Consider the following 17873-nt stretch of genomic DNA (forward strand, 5'->3'; position numbering starts at 1 on the left):
TCTCGAACCTCACAGGTAAATCACCTGAATATGCGCCACGGCGGCGAACCCGGCCGCCATCACCGCCCGCTGGGTGGATTCCACGCTGGCGCTGAACCACAGGGTGTTGCTGCCGGGCTGCAGAATGTAGGGGCGGCTGCGCTGATTCAGTTCCAGCGCGCGGCCCTGCTGATCTTGCAGCCGCAGGCCGATGCCTTGCACGCCGCCGTTCAGCTTCAGCAGCGACGGATTGTCGACGTCGCTTTCGCCGAGGAACACCAGCGTGGCGGCCTGCTCACCCTGCAGGTAGAGGCGGCCGGCGTCGCCGTTGCGCGGGCCGGCCGGGTTATCCGCCAGCGCTCGCGCGCCCAGCAGGCAGTTGCGGAACGAGAGGCGAAAACGCACCGGCGCACTGCGATCGCCGGCGTTTCGGAAGTCGCGTGCGCTGACGTCGCCCAGATCGACGGCCTGATCCCGGCTATCCGGCGTCAGGCTGCAGGGAGAGCTGAGCAGGCCGCCGTGAAAGCTGACGGTGCCGGTCGTGCCTTCGATCACGCCCAGCGGCGTTGCCGCCAGCGCGCTGCCGCCGCACAGCAGCGCGCCGAGCAGCAGCGGGCGCAGTCGATCGGTGAATTCAGCCATGCTGGACCTCCTTATTTTTTCTCGGGCACGGCGGTGCAAACGCTGCCGTTGCAGGCGAAGCGCAGCTCGGGGTGGCCGCCGTAGTCGTTGATGTAGGTGATGACGAAGCTGTTCATGCCGGTGTCGTGCAGCTTGAGGCTTTCGCTGGATTTCGGCTTCAGCATCAGTGGTTGAAAACCGCCGATCGCGCCGCCGCCCTGTTTTTGTGTCTGCCGCGTCATGCCGGTCAGGGTGATGTAAAACGGCGTCGGGTTGTCGACGGTGATGGCGCCGCCGCTTTTACGGAACACCAGCTTTTCCTGCCACACTTCACCCTTGGGCGCGACAATCGCCTTCGGCCGGTAGAACAGCTTGATCTGCGTTTGCAGCGCCAGCTGCATCACGTTGGTTTTGGTGCTTTTCGGCGGGATCTCGCGCAGGTTGAAGTAGAACACCGACTCGCGATCCTGCGGTAGACGATCCGCCTCCGGCGTTTTGGTGATGCGCACTACGCTGCGCTCGCTCGGCTCCACGCGCTGCAACGGCGGCAGCACCACCAGCGGCGAGGTGATTTTCTGGTGCTGCTCGTTCTCCAGCCAGGACTGCGCCAGGAAGGGCAGCTCTTTGTTTTCGTTGACGATATTCAGGCTGATCGATTTGGCGTCGCTCACATAGACGGCGCGCGTGCGATCCAGCGATATCGCCGCGTCGGCGGTGGGCAGTACGGCGCTCAAGGCCAGGCCGGCGGCGGTCAGTAGCGTTATCGGGTGTTTGTTCATGTCATCATTTCTCAGCGTTACGGATTACAGGGTGGCGCACGGCAGCAGCAGCTGGTCCAGCGGCTTGGCGGCGCCCGGGATCACGATGCGGCAGCGGCGTTGACCTTCCCAGGCGACGTCCAGTTTTTCCTCCGGCTGCACGCCGGTCAGGTAGACCGAGCCGCCGTCGTTGACCACCGCGACCTCGCGGCCTTTCTCGCTCAGCACCGCGGCGCCGAACGGCGGTTCGCTGCCGTCCGCAAGGCGAATGGTGGCCAGCAGCTTGCTGCCTTTCACCACCTCGAAGTGGCGGTAGCCGATGGCGCCTTCGGTCAGCGTGCCTTGCACCACTGCGCGGGTGGCCTCGACGTCGTCCGCCAGCTTGTTGACGTCGATGCGGGTGTCGGTGTTGTAGTAGCTGGTGATGTCGGAAATCACCGCCAGCCCGAAACGGTTGCTGTAGGCGCGGCCGTTGTTGATCGGCACGCCGGCGATGCCGTCGGTGTCGAGCATCATGCGGCTGCCGCCGTTGCTCGAGTTTTGGTGCGCCGCGATGCCGTACCGGGTAGCGGTGAGGCCGCCGCGGAACGAACCGCCGATCGACGAGTAGCTGTCCTGCTGATAAGAGGCGCTGGCGTTCAGCGAGCCGAACGAGGCGTTGTGGGTGTAGTACCCGCGCGCCAGCGATTTGCCGGACTGATTAAAGCCGCCGCTGACCTGCCAGGTATTGTCCGGATCGCTGTAGTCGTTGTACGACGCGGTCTGCGTCACGTCGCCATTGTTGGTTTGCAGCGCATAGCCGACACGGCGGCGATCGCCGATCGGCACGGTGAAGTTGAGCATCACGCTATCGTCGGTGCGGCCCTGGTAATAGGTGCGGTAAGCCGACAGCGAGGCGGTGATGTTGCTGATATCGCCGATGCTGAACAGCTTGCTGGCCGACAGGCCGTAACGATCCTGAGTTCGCGCGTCCCAATAGGTTTGGTGCGAGTAGGTCAGGTAGGCGGTGATCGCCTTGGTGGTGTCTTCCGCCATAAAGGTTTTGCTGGCGGTGATGGTGTACAGCTCTTTCTGCCGGCCGTTGTAATTCTTGTCGTAATCACCGTAACGCTCCTGCAGATATTGCGACATGTTCATGAACTTGCGCTGCGAGAAGCGGTAGCCGGCGAAGGTGATCTGGCTGTTCAGCTCGTCGAAGCGTTTGGCGTAGTTGAGCTTGAACGACATGCCGCTGGCGGTCGGCTCGCCGGGCAGACGGGCGATCGACTGGGTGACGTCCAGCGACATGGCGCCGAACACGTTCAGATCGCGGCCGAGGCCGAGCGCCCAGGCGTTATAGTCGCCGCCGAGCAGCGCGCCGCCATACAGCGACCAGGCGTTGCTTAACCCCCAGGAGAAGTCGCTGGCGGAAAACAGCGGCCCCTGAGTGCGGTGGTCGTAGGCCGAGGTCTTGCCCAGCGCCACGTTGTAGCGCACGTAGCCCGGCCGGGTCAGGTACGGAATGGTGGCGGTGTCCACCTGGAAGGTCGAGACGGTGCCGTCCTGCTCTTCCACTTTGACGTCCAGCTTGCCGCGCACCGAGCTGTTGAGATCCTGAATGGCGAACGGCCCGGCGGGCACGGTGGTTTCGTACAGCGTGCGGCCTTCCTGCGAGACGGTGATCTTGGCGTTGCTCTTGGCGATGCCGCGCACTTCCGGCGCATAGCCCTGCAGATTAGGCGGCAGCATGCGCTCGTCGCTGGCCAGGTTGAGGCCGGTGAAGCGATAGGCGTCGAACACCCCGGAGTCGAGATAGATCTCGCCCACCGTCAGCTTGGCGGCCTGCATCGGCAGCGCGCGGTAGGCGTAGATCTGGTTCCAGTCGAAACCGGTGCTGCGATCGCCGGCCTGCTGGTTGTAATTGGACTGGAAGTCCGCGCGCAGGCGCCAGGCGCCCAGGTTGGCGCCCAAGGTGCCGTAGCTGCTCAGGTTCTGGGCGGTGTTGTTGTTATGGCTCTGTTTGCCTAGCTGGCCGCTGACGTTGTAATCCAGCAGCAGGCCGGGAATGCCGTCATCCCACTGTTCGGGCGGCGTCCAGTCGGGATCGGAGTATTTCATCCATGCCTGCGGGATGGTGATCGCCAGCACGCCGCCGCCGATGCGATCGGAGACGGTCGCACCTTTGATCGCGCGAATGTCGGCGCACTGGTTGTCGTGCCACAGGGTGACTTTCTTGGCCGCCTCTTCCTTCAACGCCATTTTTTCCACCAGGTCGGGCGGCAGGCACACCTGGCTGCCGCTCTTGTTATCTGGTGACGGTAAATACTGAATGCTGCGCTGAGGCAGCGTTTTCTGGTTGATCTTGATATCCAGCAAATAAGCGCCGGGCATGACGTAGTCGGCGTCGGAGAAGCGCGAAAGATCCACTTTGCTGCGCTCGCCGATATCCAGGACGTCGGTATTGAATTCCGTGGCGGAAAATGCCGGACGCACCCAGAGGAAAGACAGAATGACGAGGAGAGGTAGGTGTTTCCGTGTCAGTAATGACGTCATAACATAATCACTCATGGCAAGTCCGCGCCCAATAGCAGGTCATCCGTACGACCTGAATACGTAATGCTGTGCAGCGCCCGCCGGCGCTAGAGATAAGACAGGGTGAATTTGGCCAGAGAGCTGAAGCCGCCCGCCCGCGCCTTATCGGGATGTATGCGCAGCTGCGCGCCGAAACGCAGCGTGTTGTCGCCGGCGACGATCTGATAATCCGCCGTCGTGCTGCCGAGCGGGATCGGGGCGCCGGCATCGGTCAACAGCTCGATAGCCACGCCTTGCGCCTCGCCATACACGCCCAACAGGGAAGGATCTCGGCTGTCGGCGGTGCCGTCGAACGTGACGTTGGCCGCGCGATAGATAAAGTCGGGCTTCACCTGGCTGGCCAGTTCGCAATTCACCAGTTTGATCGTGAAATGGCGACGGCTGCCGATCAGCACCGATTGCCCGTCCTGTGAGGCGTCGGTCATGGAAATCAGACCGAAATCGACGGTTTGATCCAGGCTGTCGCTGGCGATGCCGCACGGTGTTTCGACGATGGTGCCGCCCAGGCTGACTTTGCCGTGGCCCTGATTTTTCGCTGCCGCCGCGTTGCCTACGCTGAGCGCGATGAGCAACAGACCGCAAAGGCGGATAGTCATGCTGGCGTCTCCCTGTCTTTCCCTGTTCCCTTGCCGCTCTCGTCGGCATGCAATAAAGCGGGGGATGCCCTGGGGCATCCCCTGTGGGGTATTACAGGTAAGCCAGGGTGAAGTTCGCCACGCTGGTGAAGTCGCCCGGCACCACGGCGGCGGAGGCGCTGCTGCCCTGCAGGTAAGCGGCGAATTTCAGCGAGTTGTCGCCGTCGTTCAGGCCCTGACCGTCGGTCGCAGTGCCCAGTTCCACTTCTTTGGAGTGCAGGTTGTCGTAGATCACGATGCCGGCGCCGGTTGCCGTGCCGCTCAGGGCCAGCAATTTGTTGTTGACCGGATCAGGCGTGCCGGTAAAGGTCACTTTGACGTTTTTCATGGTGGAGATGGAGCAATCTTTCAGTTCGATGTTGAAAGGCTGCATGCTGGATTTACCCTGGTTGGCCAGGATGCGGCTGCTGATCTGGCCCATTGGCACGGTTTGGTCAACGGATTCCGGTGCGACGCTGCATGGCGCATCGATAATTTCGCCGGTAAAGGTGACTTTACCGCTGCCCTGATTAGATGCGGCATGAGCAACAGATGCAGAAGCGAAAGCAATCACAGTTGCCAGCATTAATTTATTCAGTTTCATTTCTCAGGTTCCTGTAGAGAGTTTTTAAATAAAAAGAACAGCACATCTAAATCCCCCGCAGCGGCGGCAACGCCATGTCGCCGGCCGTACGGCTGGAGCCAGATCCTTTTGCTCTGGGCAATACGCCAACATCCGTTATTTATGAGAAATAACGAGATTTTGGAAATCAGCAATGGATTTCTTGGTAAATAAAATACGAGTTTTAAGTGTGACGTGTTGCTGGGAATATTCTTGCAAATAATAGTATTGCTTGGAAATAGATTTTATTAAATTAAGTCAAATTCAGAATATAAAACCAAAAGGAAAAAGAAATATATTTGCTTTAAAATCAATAGATCGTATACAAATATTATCCAGTATAAATCACTATATAAATAACGATATGCGAGATATTAGATCGGGGGAAATAGGGTGGCACCTACAATTCACAATATTGTTTTGCTAATATCGTCCTTAGGCAGCAGAGGCTGAATTTCCTTACTGAAACAAAATATAAAACATAATTTATTGTTTTTATTGTTATTTCATGGTTGTTTGTGCATGAGGGAGTGGGGTTTCTTATTCGCGTTTAGCCAGCGTTTAGACCTAATTGGTTAACAATTAAATAACAATTGCACCGGTAGTGAATTATTCTATCGCATTGCGTGATAGGGATTTTTCACTGCCTAACCCATTTTGATTAATCAAATTAAGGCATGCGTTGCTGCCGTTCGCTACATAATGATGACTTGCGTGACAATTAAAGGATTATAAACGGAATGATAACGATGATTAATGCTTGCGGCGGACGCCGCACGGTGGGTTTGGCCATATTTTTGTTTTCTGTTATGGCGCTTTCTGGCTGTGCAGGCGGTAGCAAGACAAACCTGAATTCCGTGAAAAAACTTTCACAGAACAATCCTAATGATAAATCTGATGAACAGCGCATCGCGCTTTGTCAGCAACGGGTTAATTCCTTAAAGAATATTAATCCGCAAAGCTATCAAAAACGCATAGCCTATTTTAACGGCCTGCTTTCCAACGCCTCCGGATATGCCGGGGTGCGCGGCAACGTAGATGAAAGCACCCGCAAAGCTATTGATGCGCTTTATCAATATAAAATCGAGAAATTCTGCGCCGACGTCGAACATGAGCTGATGTCCGATCTGTCTGACCGGGTCGAGAATCTGTAGCCGTGAAGCGCAGTGCGCAAGGATGGGGGATAGGGATCCTGCTGTTGGCGGTGAGCGGGACCGTTTGCGCCGATGACAACGGCATTCCTGCCCTGTTGAAGTTTGCCGAACAGCGGCAGGCGCCTCTGGCCGCGCCCAGGGACGATGCCGAGCGCAAACCGGCGCCCGCACCGGCCGCTAAACCGGCCGCCGTCGCAGGCGCAGATGGCGCTCGTTTAACTGCACTGACGCACTCTTTGCAACAGCAGGCGGAGAAAATCCGTCAGTTGGAGTTGCAGTTGGCGGCGGCTCAGGCCGCTGCGGCGCCGAAAAGGGAGCCGGTCGGCGTCGATATTCGGCCGCTTATCGATGCGTTGAAAGGGGTGAAGCAGGCCATTGCGCCGGTGCCTGAGGTGGGCGTGCTGGTCGCCTCGCTGACGCGAGCCGAACAGCGCAGCGCAAGTTTGACCGCGCAGCTGGCGCAGCAACGGCAGCGGATAGAAACCTTGCTGACAGAACGGCGGCAGGCGGTGCAAGCGCCACCGCTGGCCAGCGATGCGGAAAAGCAGGCCTATGCCGCCGGCGTATCGCTGGGGCGCGACATTTTGCATCTGCAGCAGGAGAACCAACGGGCAGGGCTGGAGGCGGACAGGCAGCTTTTGCTGGCGGGCATCGCCGATACCCTGGCCGGTCGGTTGCGGTTGGATGACGCCGCCATCGACAGCGCGCTGCGCACGGCGCAGCAGCGTTTGCAGCAGGCGCAGACTCCCCCTGCGGACGGCAAGGCCTACCTGGCCGATTTCGCCCGACAGGAGGGGGTGAAGCGGGATGCGCTCGGTTTCTACTACCGGGTCGACTATGCCGGCAGCGGCGCGATTGGCACCGACGATCGGGTGGACATCGTGGTGCGCGAGAGTTTGCCCGACGGCCGGGTGGTCAAAGATATGGAGCTGGCGGGAACGGTGATCTCGCAGCCGTTGACGCGCTATCCGCCGCTGTTTCGCGCCGCTATCGAGAAGCTGCAGCGCCACGGCTCGATCACCCTGGTGGTGCCACCTGCGCTGGCATACGGCAAGCAGGGCAGCCCGCCGGCGATCCCCCCGAACGCCACCATGATTTACACCCTGCGCATCGCGGACGTGCAACCGTGAGCGGGGTGCTCAGCAGTAACCACTCAGGAGGAATGCTATGGCCAAGGCGCCGAATACGTTTGAAAGCAGAAAATCGCTGATGCTGAATGTGTTGCAAGGATTGTGCAGGGATCGTGTGGAAGGGTCAGGGGGCCATCATCCCCCGCCGGAGCAGTGGCCGAAGACGCGCGAGCTGGCAGATAAATGCGGTGAAAACATCTATACCACCCGCACCCTGCTGCTGGCGTTGGAAAAGGAGGGCAAGGTGCGCTGCACCCACCGCAGCATCAATAATTCTCTACGCTGGTACAGCTGCGACGAACAGGCAGCGATGAAAAAAGAGTGATTCGGCCCTGGCGGTCGCTTTTGACTATTCCTACAGCTAAACATTAATTAATCTTATCATTTGGCGGGGCTTTCCGCTCCGCCAATCCTCCTTTGCGTTCCCCGCCCGCCGCGCAGGCATTGCTAAGATGTTTTTTGCGGCCATATACTTATCGCTCAGACGGAAACAGGTGTAGGGAGCCGGCATCGTAATGAAGGAAAAGAAAGACATACTGAGATTGGATGATATTCATTATCAAATAGACAACCAGGTGATCCTGGACTCGGTCTCTTTCACCCTGGGTGAAGGCGAGTTCAAGCTGATCACCGGACCTTCCGGCTGCGGGAAAAGCACCCTGCTGAAAATCATCTCTTCCTTAATGGATTCGACCCGCGGAAATATCTATTTCGACGGCCGGGCGATCGCCGAGATGTCGCCGGAGGCGTACCGCAAGCAGGTCTCTTATTGTTTCCAGACGCCGGCGCTGTTCGGCAATACGGTTTACGACAATCTGGCGCTGCCCTATCAAATCCGCCAACAGTCGCCGGACACGGCGAAAATGAAGGCCGATTTGGCGCGTTTCGGGTTGCCGGAGGCGATGCTGACTAAAGGCATCAATGAGCTTTCCGGCGGGGAAAAACAGCGCGTGTCCCTGATCCGCAACCTGCAGTTTATGCCGCGGGTGCTGTTACTCGATGAGATCACCAGCGCGCTGGACGAGGAAAACAAGCGCAACGTCAACGAAATCGTTCATCAGCTGGTGGCGGAGCAGCGGCTGGCGGTGCTGTGGGTAACGCACGATACCGAAGAGATAGCGCATGCGGACGAGGTGATCACCCTGCGCGCGCACCGCGCCGAGCAACAGGAGCAACAGCATGAATCAGCATAACATCACCAACGAATCCTTGGGCTTGTCGATGATCCTGGTGGTGGTCGCCATTCTGATCAGCCATCGGGAAAAGCTGGCGCTGGAAAAGGACATTATCTGGAGCATCTGCCGCGCGGTGGTGCAACTGATCATCGTCGGCTATGTGCTGAAGTATATTTTCGACCTGGATAACGCCGTTCTCACCGTGCTGATGGTGCTGTTCATCTGCTTTAACGCAGCCTACAACGCCAAGAAACGCAGCAAGTACGTCGAACACGCCTTCGTGACGTCGTTTATCGCCATCACCACCGGTGCAGTGCTGACGCTGGCGGTGCTGGTGTTGACCGGGTCTATCGAATTTACGCCGATGCAGGTGATCCCGATCTCCGGGATGATCGCCGGCAACGCCATGGTGGCGGTGGGGCTGTGTTACACCAACCTCGGCCAGCGTTTCAAAAGCGAGCAGCAGAAGATTCAGGAGATGCTCAGCCTGGGGGCGACGCCCAAGTTCGCTTCGGCGGCGCTGATCCGCGACAGCATCCGCGCTTCGCTGATCCCGACCGTGGACTCGGCGAAAACCGTCGGGCTGGTCAGCCTGCCGGGCATGATGTCCGGGCTGATCTTCGCCGGCATCGATCCGGTGAAAGCGATCAAATACCAGATTATGGTGACCTTCATGCTGCTTTCCACCGCCAGCCTGTCGACCATCATCGCCTGCTATCTGGCCTACCGTAAGTTTTATAACCAGCGTCACCAGCTGGTGGTCGGCAACCTGAAGTAACGCCATGAAAAACGGCCTCCGCGGAGGCCGTTTTTTTTACCCTTGCAGCAGGGCGATGCTCTGGCGGATTTCCCGTTCGATATCCGCCTCACTCCAGCTGTCCAGCTGGGAAGAGAAAGGCTCGAAGGCATAGATGCCGGCGTAGCCCAGGCGTTCCAGGTTCTGCACCTGACGGCGGCTCTCCAGCCGATCGCCCTCGCTCAGCATGATGCGCTCTTCGTCGCTCAACGCGCCTTTCTCCCGCGCGTCTTCCACGCCGGACAGATGCACCAGGCCGATCTGCGCCACCTGGATTTGGGCGTCGAAATCGGCCTGCGTCACGCCGCTCAGATAGTGGTGGAAAGTATCGAGCACGATGCGGTACGGCGCGCCGGCATCGCGGATGATCGCCTGGGTCAGCAGCGACGATCGCAGCGAACTGATGCCGAAACCCAGCGGTTCGACGTATCCCTGTACGCCATAGCGGGCAAACAGCGGCGCCAGCAGCCGCAATGCGGCGAGGGTGTCATCCCGTTTTTGCTGCTCGCTGCGCTGGTCATCGGCGCTGCAGTGCGGGCACAGCACCAGCGCCCGGCTGTGGATGGCCTGGGCCTGCGCCAGCAGCGCTTCGGCGCGTTGCAGAAGCGCCGCCGGGTCGTCCACCCGGTTGAACATGCCAAGGGCGTTGATCGTGACGATGTCGATGCCGTATTGTGCGGCAAGCGCGTTGAGCTGCGCGTCGCTCAGATCGTCGGTCACCTTGCCGCTGGGCATGTCGTTGCGCAGCTCAACCTTGCTGAGCCCGCAACGTTTCACCAGGCGGAAAAAACTGTCCAGATCGAGATTCGGCGCGATCTTGCGGTTAATGCAGAAGCGGTCCAGCGCAATGGTCATGAGGCATTACTCCAGCGGTCAGGGTGAGAGATCAGGATTTGCCGTTTTCCAGCGGCAGCGGCTTGCCGTCGGGCAGAGGATGGCGGTGGCGTTTGGCCAGCACCACCTGCTCCATTTTTTCCAGTGAGACGCCTTTGGTTTCCGGGATATAACGGCCGATAAACCAGTAGCTGAACAGGCAGCAGGCGGCGAAGATCCACATCGGGAAGGCACCGTGGAAATGCGAGAACAGGTAAGGGTGATCGTTGATCATCGGGAATGACTGCGATACCGCGAAGTTGGCGACCCACATGCAGCCGACGGCGATGCTCATCCCCTGCGCGCGCATGCGGTTCGGGAAGATCTCCGACACCAGCACCCAGGCGCCGACGCCCCAGGACAGCGCATAAAACACCATGAAGAACAGCATGCCGAACAGCGCGAAATAGCCGGTGGCCTGGGTGTAGAGCGCGTACGAGGTGAGCAGCAGGCCGGCGATGGCGCCCAGCGTACCGTAACGCATCAGCGGAATACGGCCCATGCGATCCATCAGCATGGCGCCGATCACCGAACCGACCAGCTGCAGCACGCCGATCCAGATGGTCTGGAACAGTGCTTCCTGCGCGTTTTCGGTGACGGTTTTCAACACCACCGGCGCGTAGTACATCATCACGTTGACGCCGGTCACCTGTTGCAGCATGGCGATCATGCAGCCGACGAACAGGATGAACCGCACCCGCACGTCGCCGTAATTCAGTTTCCGGTGTTGTTGCTGCCGATCCTGCTGCAGCGAGTCTTTGATTTCTTTCAGCAGATTCTGCGCGTGGGCAGCGTTGGAGACCTTGGTCAACATCGCCAGCGCCTGATCGTCGCGGCCCATCATCACGTTCCAGCGCGGCGATTCAGGGATAATGAACACCAGGATGCAGAACAGGATGCAGGGGATCACGCCCGAGGCGAACATCCAGCGCCAGCCCATTTCCACCAGCCAGGCTTCGCTGGCGAGGCTGGCGATTTTGAAGTTGACGTAGAAAATCACGATCTGGCCGAACACGATGGCGAACTGCTGCATGCTGAGCGCCCGCCCGCGCATGTCTTTCGGCGACACTTCCGACATGTACATTGGCGACACGGTGGCGGCGATGCCGACCGCCAGGCCGCCGATGATGCGGTAGATGACGAACCAGGTGAAGGTCGGTGCCAATGCCGCGCCGACGGCGGACACGGTGAACAGCAGCGCCGCCAGCATCAGCGCCTTTTTACGGCCCCAGCGCGCCGCCAGCGGCCCGGCGGCGAAGGCGCCGACCACGCAACCGATCACCACGTTGGAGACCGCCCAGCCGGTTTCGGCCGGGCTGAGGCTGAAATAGGTTTTCAGCGCTTCGATGGCGCCGGAGATCACGGCGGTGTCGTAGCCGAACAGAATGCCGCCCAGGGCGGCGATGCCGCAAATTCGCAAGATGTAGCCGGTATTGTGCTTACGCTGATATGACATGTGTTGCTCCGATTTTTATCCTGGCTTCCGTCCGCACGGTTGGGTTATCGGAAAGAGGGCGAGCGGAAGGGTGTGAACCGTGCCTGTCATCAAGGCGATGTCGTCGATAAATGCTGGAACAAACAAGAACATTTATTTCATAATTAGTGAATAATGGAATATTGATTTTTAGATCCAGTTCAAAAAAAACCGTCGCGAGTGGCCCGGACGCTTTGAGCGTTCGGCGCTGGGCGATAGCGACGGCAGGGCAGGCGCAGTGCGGATTTTCTGTAGCAAAGTCAGCGTGCATCACCCACGGTTTCTCTCTCGTCGCGGTATCTGCCCTGGCACGACAATGAAAGCGTCGACCGATCGACACCGCAAAATTGCGACCTCACGCACTAAAAACAAATTTTCCAAAACAATTTATTTGAAACTTTTTTTTCAATGAAATAGAGTTTGCTGCATCCGGTCAGGATTTAGCCGGCTTGCCGACGGAGTGCGGCGAGCGGGACGATTAACGCCGCTGCCGCCTGCGTGTGGCCAGGCGGCAGCGGACTTGAAAAGAGGGCGTGACATGAAAACCGTGGGTAACTTTATTGACGGGCAGGTGTGCCTGAGCAGCAGCAATCAAACCGTCGACGTGCATAACCCGGCCAGCGGGCAGGTTGAGCGGCGCGTCACGCAGAGCACCGCCGCCGAAGTCAAACAGGCCATCGACGTGGCCCATCGGGCGTTCGCCGACTGGTCGCGCACCACGCCGCTGCGTCGCGCGCGCATCATGTTCAATTTCAAGGCGTTGCTGGAACAGCACCGCGACGAGCTGGCCGAGCTTATCGTCAGCGAGCACGGCAAAGTGTATTCGGATGCGCTGGGCGAACTGACGCGCGGCATGGAAGTGGTCGAATTCGCCTGCGGCATCCCACATCTGATCAAGGGCGAGTATTCAGCGGACGTCGGCAGCGGCGTCGACAGCTTCTCGCTGATGCAGCCGCTGGGCGTGGTGGCGGGCATCACCCCGTTCAACTTCCCGGCAATGGTGCCGATGTGGATGTTCCCTATCGCGCTGGCCTGCGGCAATACCTTTATCCTCAAACCGCCGGCGCTGGTGCCTTCGGCCTCGGTGCGCCTGGCGGAGCTGCTGAAAGAAGCCGGCCTGCCGGACGGCGTGTTCAACGTGGTGCACTGCGCCAATGAAGACGCGGCGCAGCTGTGCACCGATCCGCGCATTCAGGCGGTGAGCTTCGTCGGCTCCTCCACCGTGGCGGAACATATCTACACCACCGCCAGCGCGCACGGTAAGCGAGTACAGGCCTTTGGCGCGGCGAAAAACCAGGCGATCGTCATGCCGGACGCCGATCTGGACGCCACGGTCAACGCGCTGATGGGCGGCGCGTTCGGCTCCGCCGGCGAGCGCTGCATGGCGTTGCCGATCGCCGTCGTGGTCGGCGATGATACCGCCGACAAGCTGATCGCCAAACTGAAGCCGCTGATCGCGCAGCTGCGCGTCGGCCCTGGCTTGCAGCAGGGCGGCGAAGAGAATGAAATGGGGCCGCTGGTGTCGTCCGCCCACCAGAAGAAGGTGCTGGGCTACATCGATCTGGGGGTGGAAGAAGGCGCGACCCTGGTGGCCGACGGCCGCAATTATCAGGTGCCGGGCTATCCTGAAGGCTATTACGTTGGTGGCACGCTGTTCGATCACGTGAAGCCGAACATGCGCATTTACCGCGAAGAGATCTTCGGGCCGGTGCTGGGCATCGTTCGGGTGCCGGACTATCGCACCGCCATCGACACGGTCAACGGCCATGAATTCGGCAACGGCAGCGCCATCTTTACCGGCAGCGGCCACTATGCGCGCCAGTTCGTGCAAGAAGTGCAGGCCGGGATGGTCGGCGTCAACGTGCCGGTGCCGGTGCCGATGGCGTTCCACAGCTTCGGCGGCTGGAAGCGCTCGGTGTTCGGTGCGCTGAACGTGCACGGCACCGACGGCGTGCGCTTCTACACGCGTATGAAGACCGCCACCGCGCGCTGGCCGGCCGGGCAGCAGACGGTGTCCGAATTCAGCATGCCAACGCTGGGTTAAGCGATCGCAGAGTATGAGCGGGCCGTTGTTCCTTTGGGGCAGCGGCCTTTGCACGGGGTGTTAACAGGAGAATCGAGATGTCTTCACTGCTTGCCAAATGTCAGACACCGAACGCCGAGGGGCGTATCCAGCACGTGACGCCGGAAAATGCCGGTTGGCGCTATGTCGGCTTTGACGTTTACCGCTTGGCCGCCGGGCAGTCGCTGCAGTTGGAATGCGGCGACAACGAGCTGTGTCTGGTGCTGGTCGCCGGTATCGCCTCCGTGGCCACGCTGCGTGCCGAATACCCGCATATCGGCAAGCGCATGAGCCCGTTCGAACGCACGCCGCCTTACGCGGTGTATGTGCCGCATCACGATCGCATCGAGGTGCGGGCAGAAACCGATCTGGAGCTGGCGGTGTGCAGCGCCCCCGGCGGCGGCCACCTGCCTTCACGGCTGATTACGCCGGCAGATATCGGCGTGGAGCGGCGCGGCAAGGGGCGTAACCAGCGGTTGGTGCACAACATTCTGCCGGACAGCGAGCCGGCCGACAGCCTGCTGGTGGTGGAAGTGTATACCGACGAGGGCAACACCAGCTCCTACCCGAGCCACAAGCACGATCGGGAAGACTCGCCGGCCGAAACCTATCTGGAAGAGACCTACTATCACCGCATTCAGCCGGAGCAGGGATTCTGCATGCAGCGCGTCTATACCGACGATCGCACGCTCGACGAGTGCATGCCGGTCTACAATCGCGACGTGGTGAAAGTGCCGCGCGGTTATCACCCGGTGGCGACCCTGGCGGGCTACGACAACTATTATCTCAACGTGATGGCCGGGCCGGTGCGGCAGTGGAAGTTCACCTGGGAAAAAGACCACGCCTGGATTAACGGCGAAGGTTACCCCGCCGCGCAATAAGCGCTTGAGGCCCGGCTTGCCGGGCTTTTTTGTCAGCCTTACTCGTCCCGGGCGTTATTCAGCGCCAGCGAGACCGCCAGCGTCTGCGCCAGGCACATCGAGGCCACCTGCGAACGGAACCCGTCCACCTGCGCTTCGCGCACCACGAAACAGACGTCGCTGAAGGCGGCAAGCGGGCTGACCTGGCTGTCGGTGATGGCGATCTGCTGCGCGCCGCGCTTGGCGCCCAACTCCACCAGTTCCACCGCCTCGCGGGCGTATGGCGAATAGCTGATGGCGATCACCACGTCTTTCGGTTTCACCATGCTCAGCTGTTCGGTGAACATCCCACCCAGCCCGTCGATCAGAAACGCGCGGCGCTCCAGATGGCGCAGCGCATAGGTGAGGTAGGAGGCGACGCTGAACGAGCGGCGCAGGCCGATCACGTAGATGTTTTCGGCGTTGTTGAGCAGATCCACGGCGCGATCCAACTGCTCGGGAGCGATTTGCATCGCCAGCTGCTGCAGCGCCTGCGCGTTGACCATGGTGAATACGTTGAGGATTTCGGCCGGTTTCTCCGGCGCGACGTTGTCGTCGGTGGAGGTTTGGCGGAACAGGCGCGCGCGCTCGGTATAGTTCACCGTTTCTTCCATCAGATGCTGACGGAACACCTGCTTCATTTCGTTGAAGCCGCTGAAGCCAAAGGCGTTGGCGAAACGGATCAGGGTGGAGGGCGGCACGCTGGCCTGTGCGGCGATGGAGGCAACGGTATCGAAAGCGATGCTGTTACTGTTATCCAAAATATAGCGCGCCACCTGCTTCAAACGCTTGCTCAGCGTTTCATAACGGTGGCGGATCTCGTCCTGTAACAGCGAAAGTTGAGTTGGGTTGTTCATCCATTCGGCTCGCAGTGGGGTGAAGGCGCATTGGCCTGACGCCTGACATATTGACAGGGTATTTTAACAGACGGAGCGGAAATTTCATTTCCTCAAAAAGCGATTTATTCGATCGCACGTTGCGCGACTTCACAGAAAATGGGCAAAAAAATCCCCTTAAAGCGGCGAAATGGCCTTAAGGGGACGTGAACTCGCTTCTCGCTGTCAGTGAGCGCCGCTCGTCTGCGGGCGGTACTGGCGCCAGAAATCGATCAGCGTCAGGTATTTTTGTTTCACCTGCTCGATCAGCGCCGCATCGTCGAGTTCCCCCTGCAGCCAACGGCGCGAAGGTTGACCGAAGATGGTGCGGCCGACGGCGAAACCTTTCACCCAACGCGCATCTGCGGCGGCGGCAAAGCCCGCCTTCAGCACCGCCTCAGGGGAGTCGAGCCCCAGGATCAGCACGCCGCGGCAGAAGGGATCGTAGCTGTCGATCAGCGCGCCGACCCGTCGCCAGTTTTCCGCGCTCAGCGGCGGCAGTTTCCACCAGTCCGGCTGAATGCCCAACTGGTAGAAATGCTCAATCATCTCCAGGTAATAACGTTCGTCCTTGTCGGCGTTGCTGTCCGGCAGGATCACCTCCAGCAGCAGCTCATGGCCGGATTTGCAGCAGCCGCGGTAGACGTCGGCGATCAGCTCATCCTGTTCGCGGCGCAGTTCCGCAGCGTCATGCGGGTGATAAAACACCAGGCACTTCACCACGTGCTCCTGCGGCCAGTCGATCAACTGCGAGCCGATATTGCCGTGCTCCAGACGCAGCGGGCGCGAGCTGGGCAGCTCTACCGGCCGGCCGATCCACCATCCCTGGCCGGTGATTTCGTTCAGCGCCGCCTGCCCGTAGGTGGTGTCGGCCAGAATGCCGCTGTTGCCGTTGAGGCCGGCCTGTGCGGCAGCCTGTTGCGCGGCGGTGAGCAGCAGGGTTTTCAGATGCGGAATGCGTTCCTCGCCGACGCCGGCCTCGCGCGCCATGTCCGCCAACTGTTTGCGGTGATCGAAGGCGAACACGCACAGTTCCGGCCACTGTTGCTTGCGGGTGGTGACCCGGTGCAGGTGGTTCAGACGCGCATCGCGGTCTGGGCGCGTGACCTGCTGTTCACGCTGCAGATAGTCGTCCAGCTCCCGTTTGGTCGGCATGGCCGGCGCGCAGCCGTGGCGCGAGACCACCAATGCGCCGCAGGCGTTGGCGTAACGGCAGGCCTGATCCCAGCCCTCATCGTTCAGATAGCCGCGCAGCAGGCCGGACATAAACGCGTCGCCGGCCCCCAGTACGTTCAGCACCTCAACCCGCACGCCGGCGTGCAGCTTCACCTGCGCCCAGCTGTCGGCTATCTCGCCCTCGAATACGGAGCATCCCTGCGCGCCGCGCTTGCACACCAGCGTGGCTGCCGTGGTGCGGCGCACGTTTTTCAATGCCGTCAGCGTATCAGTGCTGCCGCCGGCGATATGAAATTCCTCTTCGGTGCCGACGATCAGATCGAAATGGTGCAGCACCTCTTGCAGCTCGCGGGTCACCTGTTGCGATTCCACAAAGCGGGTTTCGCCGTCGCCCAGCGACGTCAGCCCCCACAGCACCGGGCGATAATCGATGTCCAGCGCGGTGCGCAGGCCGTGGCGGCGCGCGTATTCCAGCGCCTTCAGCACGGCGGCGCGGGTGTTCGGGTGCGACAGGTGCGTGCCGGTAATGGCCAGCGCGCGCGAAGAGGCGATGTAGGATTCGTCGATGTCGCTCGGCGTCAGCGCCATGTCCGCGCAGTTTTCGCGATAGAAGATCAGCGGGAAGGTTTCCTGATCCTTGATGCCGAGGATCACCAGGCCGGTTAACCGCTGTTTATCGGTGATCAAGCAGCGGGTATCGGCTCCGACGCGCTGCAGCTCTTCGCGCAAAAAGCGGCCCATGTGCTCGTCGCCGACGCGCGCCAGCATGCCGGATTTTAACCCCTGAATGGCGGTGCCGTAGGCCACGTTGCCGGAAGAGCCGCCGAGGTATTTGGCGAATGTGCCGGCGTCTTCCAGACGCGCGCCGATCTGCTGAGCATAGAAATCGACGGCGATGCGCCCGAGACAAATGACATCAAGCTGTTTTTCTTGTGTAGCCATACCCGTTTCCTTCTGTTTAAGCAAAACTCCGGCGGCGGCCCGAGCGTGGCGCCCTGCTGGAAGCATGTGGACAGTATGGGGAATGAAAATTTCAATTTCAATATGGGATGAAATTTACACCCCAAAAATGTGATGCGTTTAAAACATCGACA

The 17873-nt window shown here is 60.1% G+C and carries 16 protein-coding genes; 7 read left to right on the forward strand and 9 right to left on the reverse strand.

What is annotated here, in order from left to right; genetic code table 11:
- Window positions 1-9: 9 nt before the first annotated feature.
- The 5 genes from AC6BYQ_RS18540 to AC6BYQ_RS18560 all read right to left on the reverse strand — a co-directional run bounded on the left by AC6BYQ_RS18540 (window position 10) and on the right by AC6BYQ_RS18560 (window position 5147).
- The gene (locus AC6BYQ_RS18540; protein ID WP_498057339.1) at window positions 10-621 is read right to left on the reverse strand and encodes a fimbrial protein; all 612 of its coding nucleotides are present in this window, start codon (window positions 619-621) and stop codon (window positions 10-12) included.
- An 11-nt stretch (window positions 622-632) separates the two neighbouring features.
- Window positions 633-1379: a fimbrial biogenesis chaperone gene (locus tag AC6BYQ_RS18545; RefSeq protein WP_016930416.1), complete on the reverse strand. Its 747-nt coding sequence runs from the start codon at window positions 1377-1379 to the stop codon at window positions 633-635.
- 24 nt (window positions 1380-1403) lie between these two features.
- A complete protein-coding gene (locus AC6BYQ_RS18550) occupies window positions 1404-3905 on the reverse strand; it encodes a fimbria/pilus outer membrane usher protein (RefSeq protein ID WP_197668259.1) in 2502 nt (833 codons plus the stop codon).
- Window positions 3906-3976: 71 nt separating this feature from the next.
- On the reverse strand, window positions 3977-4525 hold the full coding sequence (locus AC6BYQ_RS18555; protein WP_019455212.1) for a fimbrial protein: 549 nt from the start codon (window positions 4523-4525) through the stop codon (window positions 3977-3979).
- Window positions 4526-4616: 91 nt separating this feature from the next.
- Window positions 4617-5147 (reverse strand): fimbrial protein, encoded by a 531-nt coding sequence (locus AC6BYQ_RS18560; protein WP_019455211.1) that lies wholly within the window; start codon window positions 5145-5147, stop codon window positions 4617-4619.
- Window positions 5148-5905: 758 nt separating this feature from the next.
- Between AC6BYQ_RS18560 and AC6BYQ_RS18565 the strand changes: the two genes are divergently transcribed.
- From AC6BYQ_RS18565 to fetB, 5 genes are all read left to right on the forward strand, one after another.
- Entirely contained in the window at window positions 5906-6319 is a 414-nt protein-coding gene (locus AC6BYQ_RS18565; RefSeq protein WP_498057340.1) for a YuaE family lipoprotein, read from the forward strand.
- A 2-nt stretch (window positions 6320-6321) separates the two neighbouring features.
- Entirely contained in the window at window positions 6322-7449 is a 1128-nt protein-coding gene (locus AC6BYQ_RS18570) for an FKBP-type peptidyl-prolyl cis-trans isomerase N-terminal domain-containing protein (RefSeq protein ID WP_498057341.1), read from the forward strand.
- 37 nt (window positions 7450-7486) lie between these two features.
- Window positions 7487-7774, forward strand: coding sequence for a FaeA/PapI family transcriptional regulator (locus tag AC6BYQ_RS18575; RefSeq protein ID WP_063918371.1), 288 nt, complete (start codon window positions 7487-7489; stop codon window positions 7772-7774).
- Window positions 7775-7964: 190 nt separating this feature from the next.
- Window positions 7965-8642, forward strand: coding sequence for an iron efflux ABC transporter ATP-binding subunit FetA (gene fetA, locus AC6BYQ_RS18580; RefSeq protein WP_498057342.1), 678 nt, complete (start codon window positions 7965-7967; stop codon window positions 8640-8642).
- On the forward strand, window positions 8629-9402 hold the full coding sequence (fetB, locus tag AC6BYQ_RS18585) for an iron efflux ABC transporter permease subunit FetB (protein WP_019455206.1): 774 nt from the start codon (window positions 8629-8631) through the stop codon (window positions 9400-9402). The genes fetA and fetB overlap by 14 nt, the downstream gene beginning before the upstream one ends.
- Before the next feature lie 36 nt (window positions 9403-9438).
- Here fetB and AC6BYQ_RS18590 read toward each other — a convergent pair whose 3' ends face one another.
- Entirely contained in the window at window positions 9439-10275 is an 837-nt protein-coding gene (locus tag AC6BYQ_RS18590) for a TIM barrel protein (RefSeq protein ID WP_063918373.1), read from the reverse strand.
- Between the two features lie 31 nt (window positions 10276-10306).
- Window positions 10307-11749 carry a sugar porter family MFS transporter gene (locus tag AC6BYQ_RS18595; protein ID WP_019455204.1) on the reverse strand — a complete coding sequence of 481 codons (1443 nt, stop codon included), beginning with the start codon at window positions 11747-11749 and terminating at the stop codon, window positions 10307-10309.
- A gap of 556 nt (window positions 11750-12305) precedes the next feature.
- On the opposite strand from AC6BYQ_RS18595, the gene AC6BYQ_RS18600 reads away from it, so the two are divergent.
- Both AC6BYQ_RS18600 and iolB read left to right on the forward strand, forming a co-directional pair.
- On the forward strand, window positions 12306-13811 hold the full coding sequence (locus AC6BYQ_RS18600; RefSeq protein ID WP_019455203.1) for a CoA-acylating methylmalonate-semialdehyde dehydrogenase: 1506 nt from the start codon (window positions 12306-12308) through the stop codon (window positions 13809-13811).
- A 77-nt stretch (window positions 13812-13888) separates the two neighbouring features.
- On the forward strand, window positions 13889-14710 hold the full coding sequence (iolB, locus tag AC6BYQ_RS18605; protein ID WP_498057343.1) for a 5-deoxy-glucuronate isomerase: 822 nt from the start codon (window positions 13889-13891) through the stop codon (window positions 14708-14710).
- Window positions 14711-14748: 38 nt separating this feature from the next.
- Here iolB and AC6BYQ_RS18610 read toward each other — a convergent pair whose 3' ends face one another.
- Together AC6BYQ_RS18610 and AC6BYQ_RS18615 are read right to left on the reverse strand one after the other, a co-directional pair.
- Window positions 14749-15585, reverse strand: coding sequence for a MurR/RpiR family transcriptional regulator (locus AC6BYQ_RS18610; protein ID WP_019455199.1), 837 nt, complete (start codon window positions 15583-15585; stop codon window positions 14749-14751).
- A 204-nt stretch (window positions 15586-15789) separates the two neighbouring features.
- Complete coding sequence (locus AC6BYQ_RS18615; protein WP_197668264.1) at window positions 15790-17721, reverse strand: bifunctional 5-dehydro-2-deoxygluconokinase/5-dehydro-2-deoxyphosphogluconate aldolase; 1932 nt, start codon at window positions 17719-17721, stop codon at window positions 15790-15792.
- Between the last annotated feature and the right edge of the window lie 152 nt (window positions 17722-17873).

The organism is Serratia sp. LTN-2 (assembly GCF_059740205.1).

Coding starts and splice junctions, on each gene's coding strand:
- AC6BYQ_RS18540 (WP_498057339.1), bottom strand. CDS start 621: ATGGCTGAATTCACCGATCGACTGCGCCCGCTGCTGCTCGGCGCGCTG.
- AC6BYQ_RS18545 (WP_016930416.1), bottom strand. CDS start 1,379: ATGAACAAACACCCGATAACGCTACTGACCGCCGCCGGCCTGGCCTTG.
- AC6BYQ_RS18550 (WP_197668259.1), bottom strand. CDS start 3,905: ATGAGTGATTATGTTATGACGTCATTACTGACACGGAAACACCTACCT.
- AC6BYQ_RS18555 (WP_019455212.1), bottom strand. CDS start 4,525: ATGACTATCCGCCTTTGCGGTCTGTTGCTCATCGCGCTCAGCGTAGGC.
- AC6BYQ_RS18560 (WP_019455211.1), bottom strand. CDS start 5,147: ATGAAACTGAATAAATTAATGCTGGCAACTGTGATTGCTTTCGCTTCT.
- AC6BYQ_RS18565 (WP_498057340.1), top strand. CDS start 5,906: ATGATAACGATGATTAATGCTTGCGGCGGACGCCGCACGGTGGGTTTG.
- AC6BYQ_RS18575 (WP_063918371.1), top strand. CDS start 7,487: ATGGCCAAGGCGCCGAATACGTTTGAAAGCAGAAAATCGCTGATGCTG.
- fetA (WP_498057342.1), top strand. CDS start 7,965: ATGAAGGAAAAGAAAGACATACTGAGATTGGATGATATTCATTATCAA.
- fetB (WP_019455206.1), top strand. CDS start 8,629: ATGAATCAGCATAACATCACCAACGAATCCTTGGGCTTGTCGATGATC.
- AC6BYQ_RS18590 (WP_063918373.1), bottom strand. CDS start 10,275: ATGACCATTGCGCTGGACCGCTTCTGCATTAACCGCAAGATCGCGCCG.
- AC6BYQ_RS18595 (WP_019455204.1), bottom strand. CDS start 11,749: ATGTCATATCAGCGTAAGCACAATACCGGCTACATCTTGCGAATTTGC.
- AC6BYQ_RS18600 (WP_019455203.1), top strand. CDS start 12,306: ATGAAAACCGTGGGTAACTTTATTGACGGGCAGGTGTGCCTGAGCAGC.
- iolB (WP_498057343.1), top strand. CDS start 13,889: ATGTCTTCACTGCTTGCCAAATGTCAGACACCGAACGCCGAGGGGCGT.
- AC6BYQ_RS18610 (WP_019455199.1), bottom strand. CDS start 15,585: ATGAACAACCCAACTCAACTTTCGCTGTTACAGGACGAGATCCGCCAC.
- AC6BYQ_RS18615 (WP_197668264.1), bottom strand. CDS start 17,721: ATGGCTACACAAGAAAAACAGCTTGATGTCATTTGTCTCGGGCGCATC.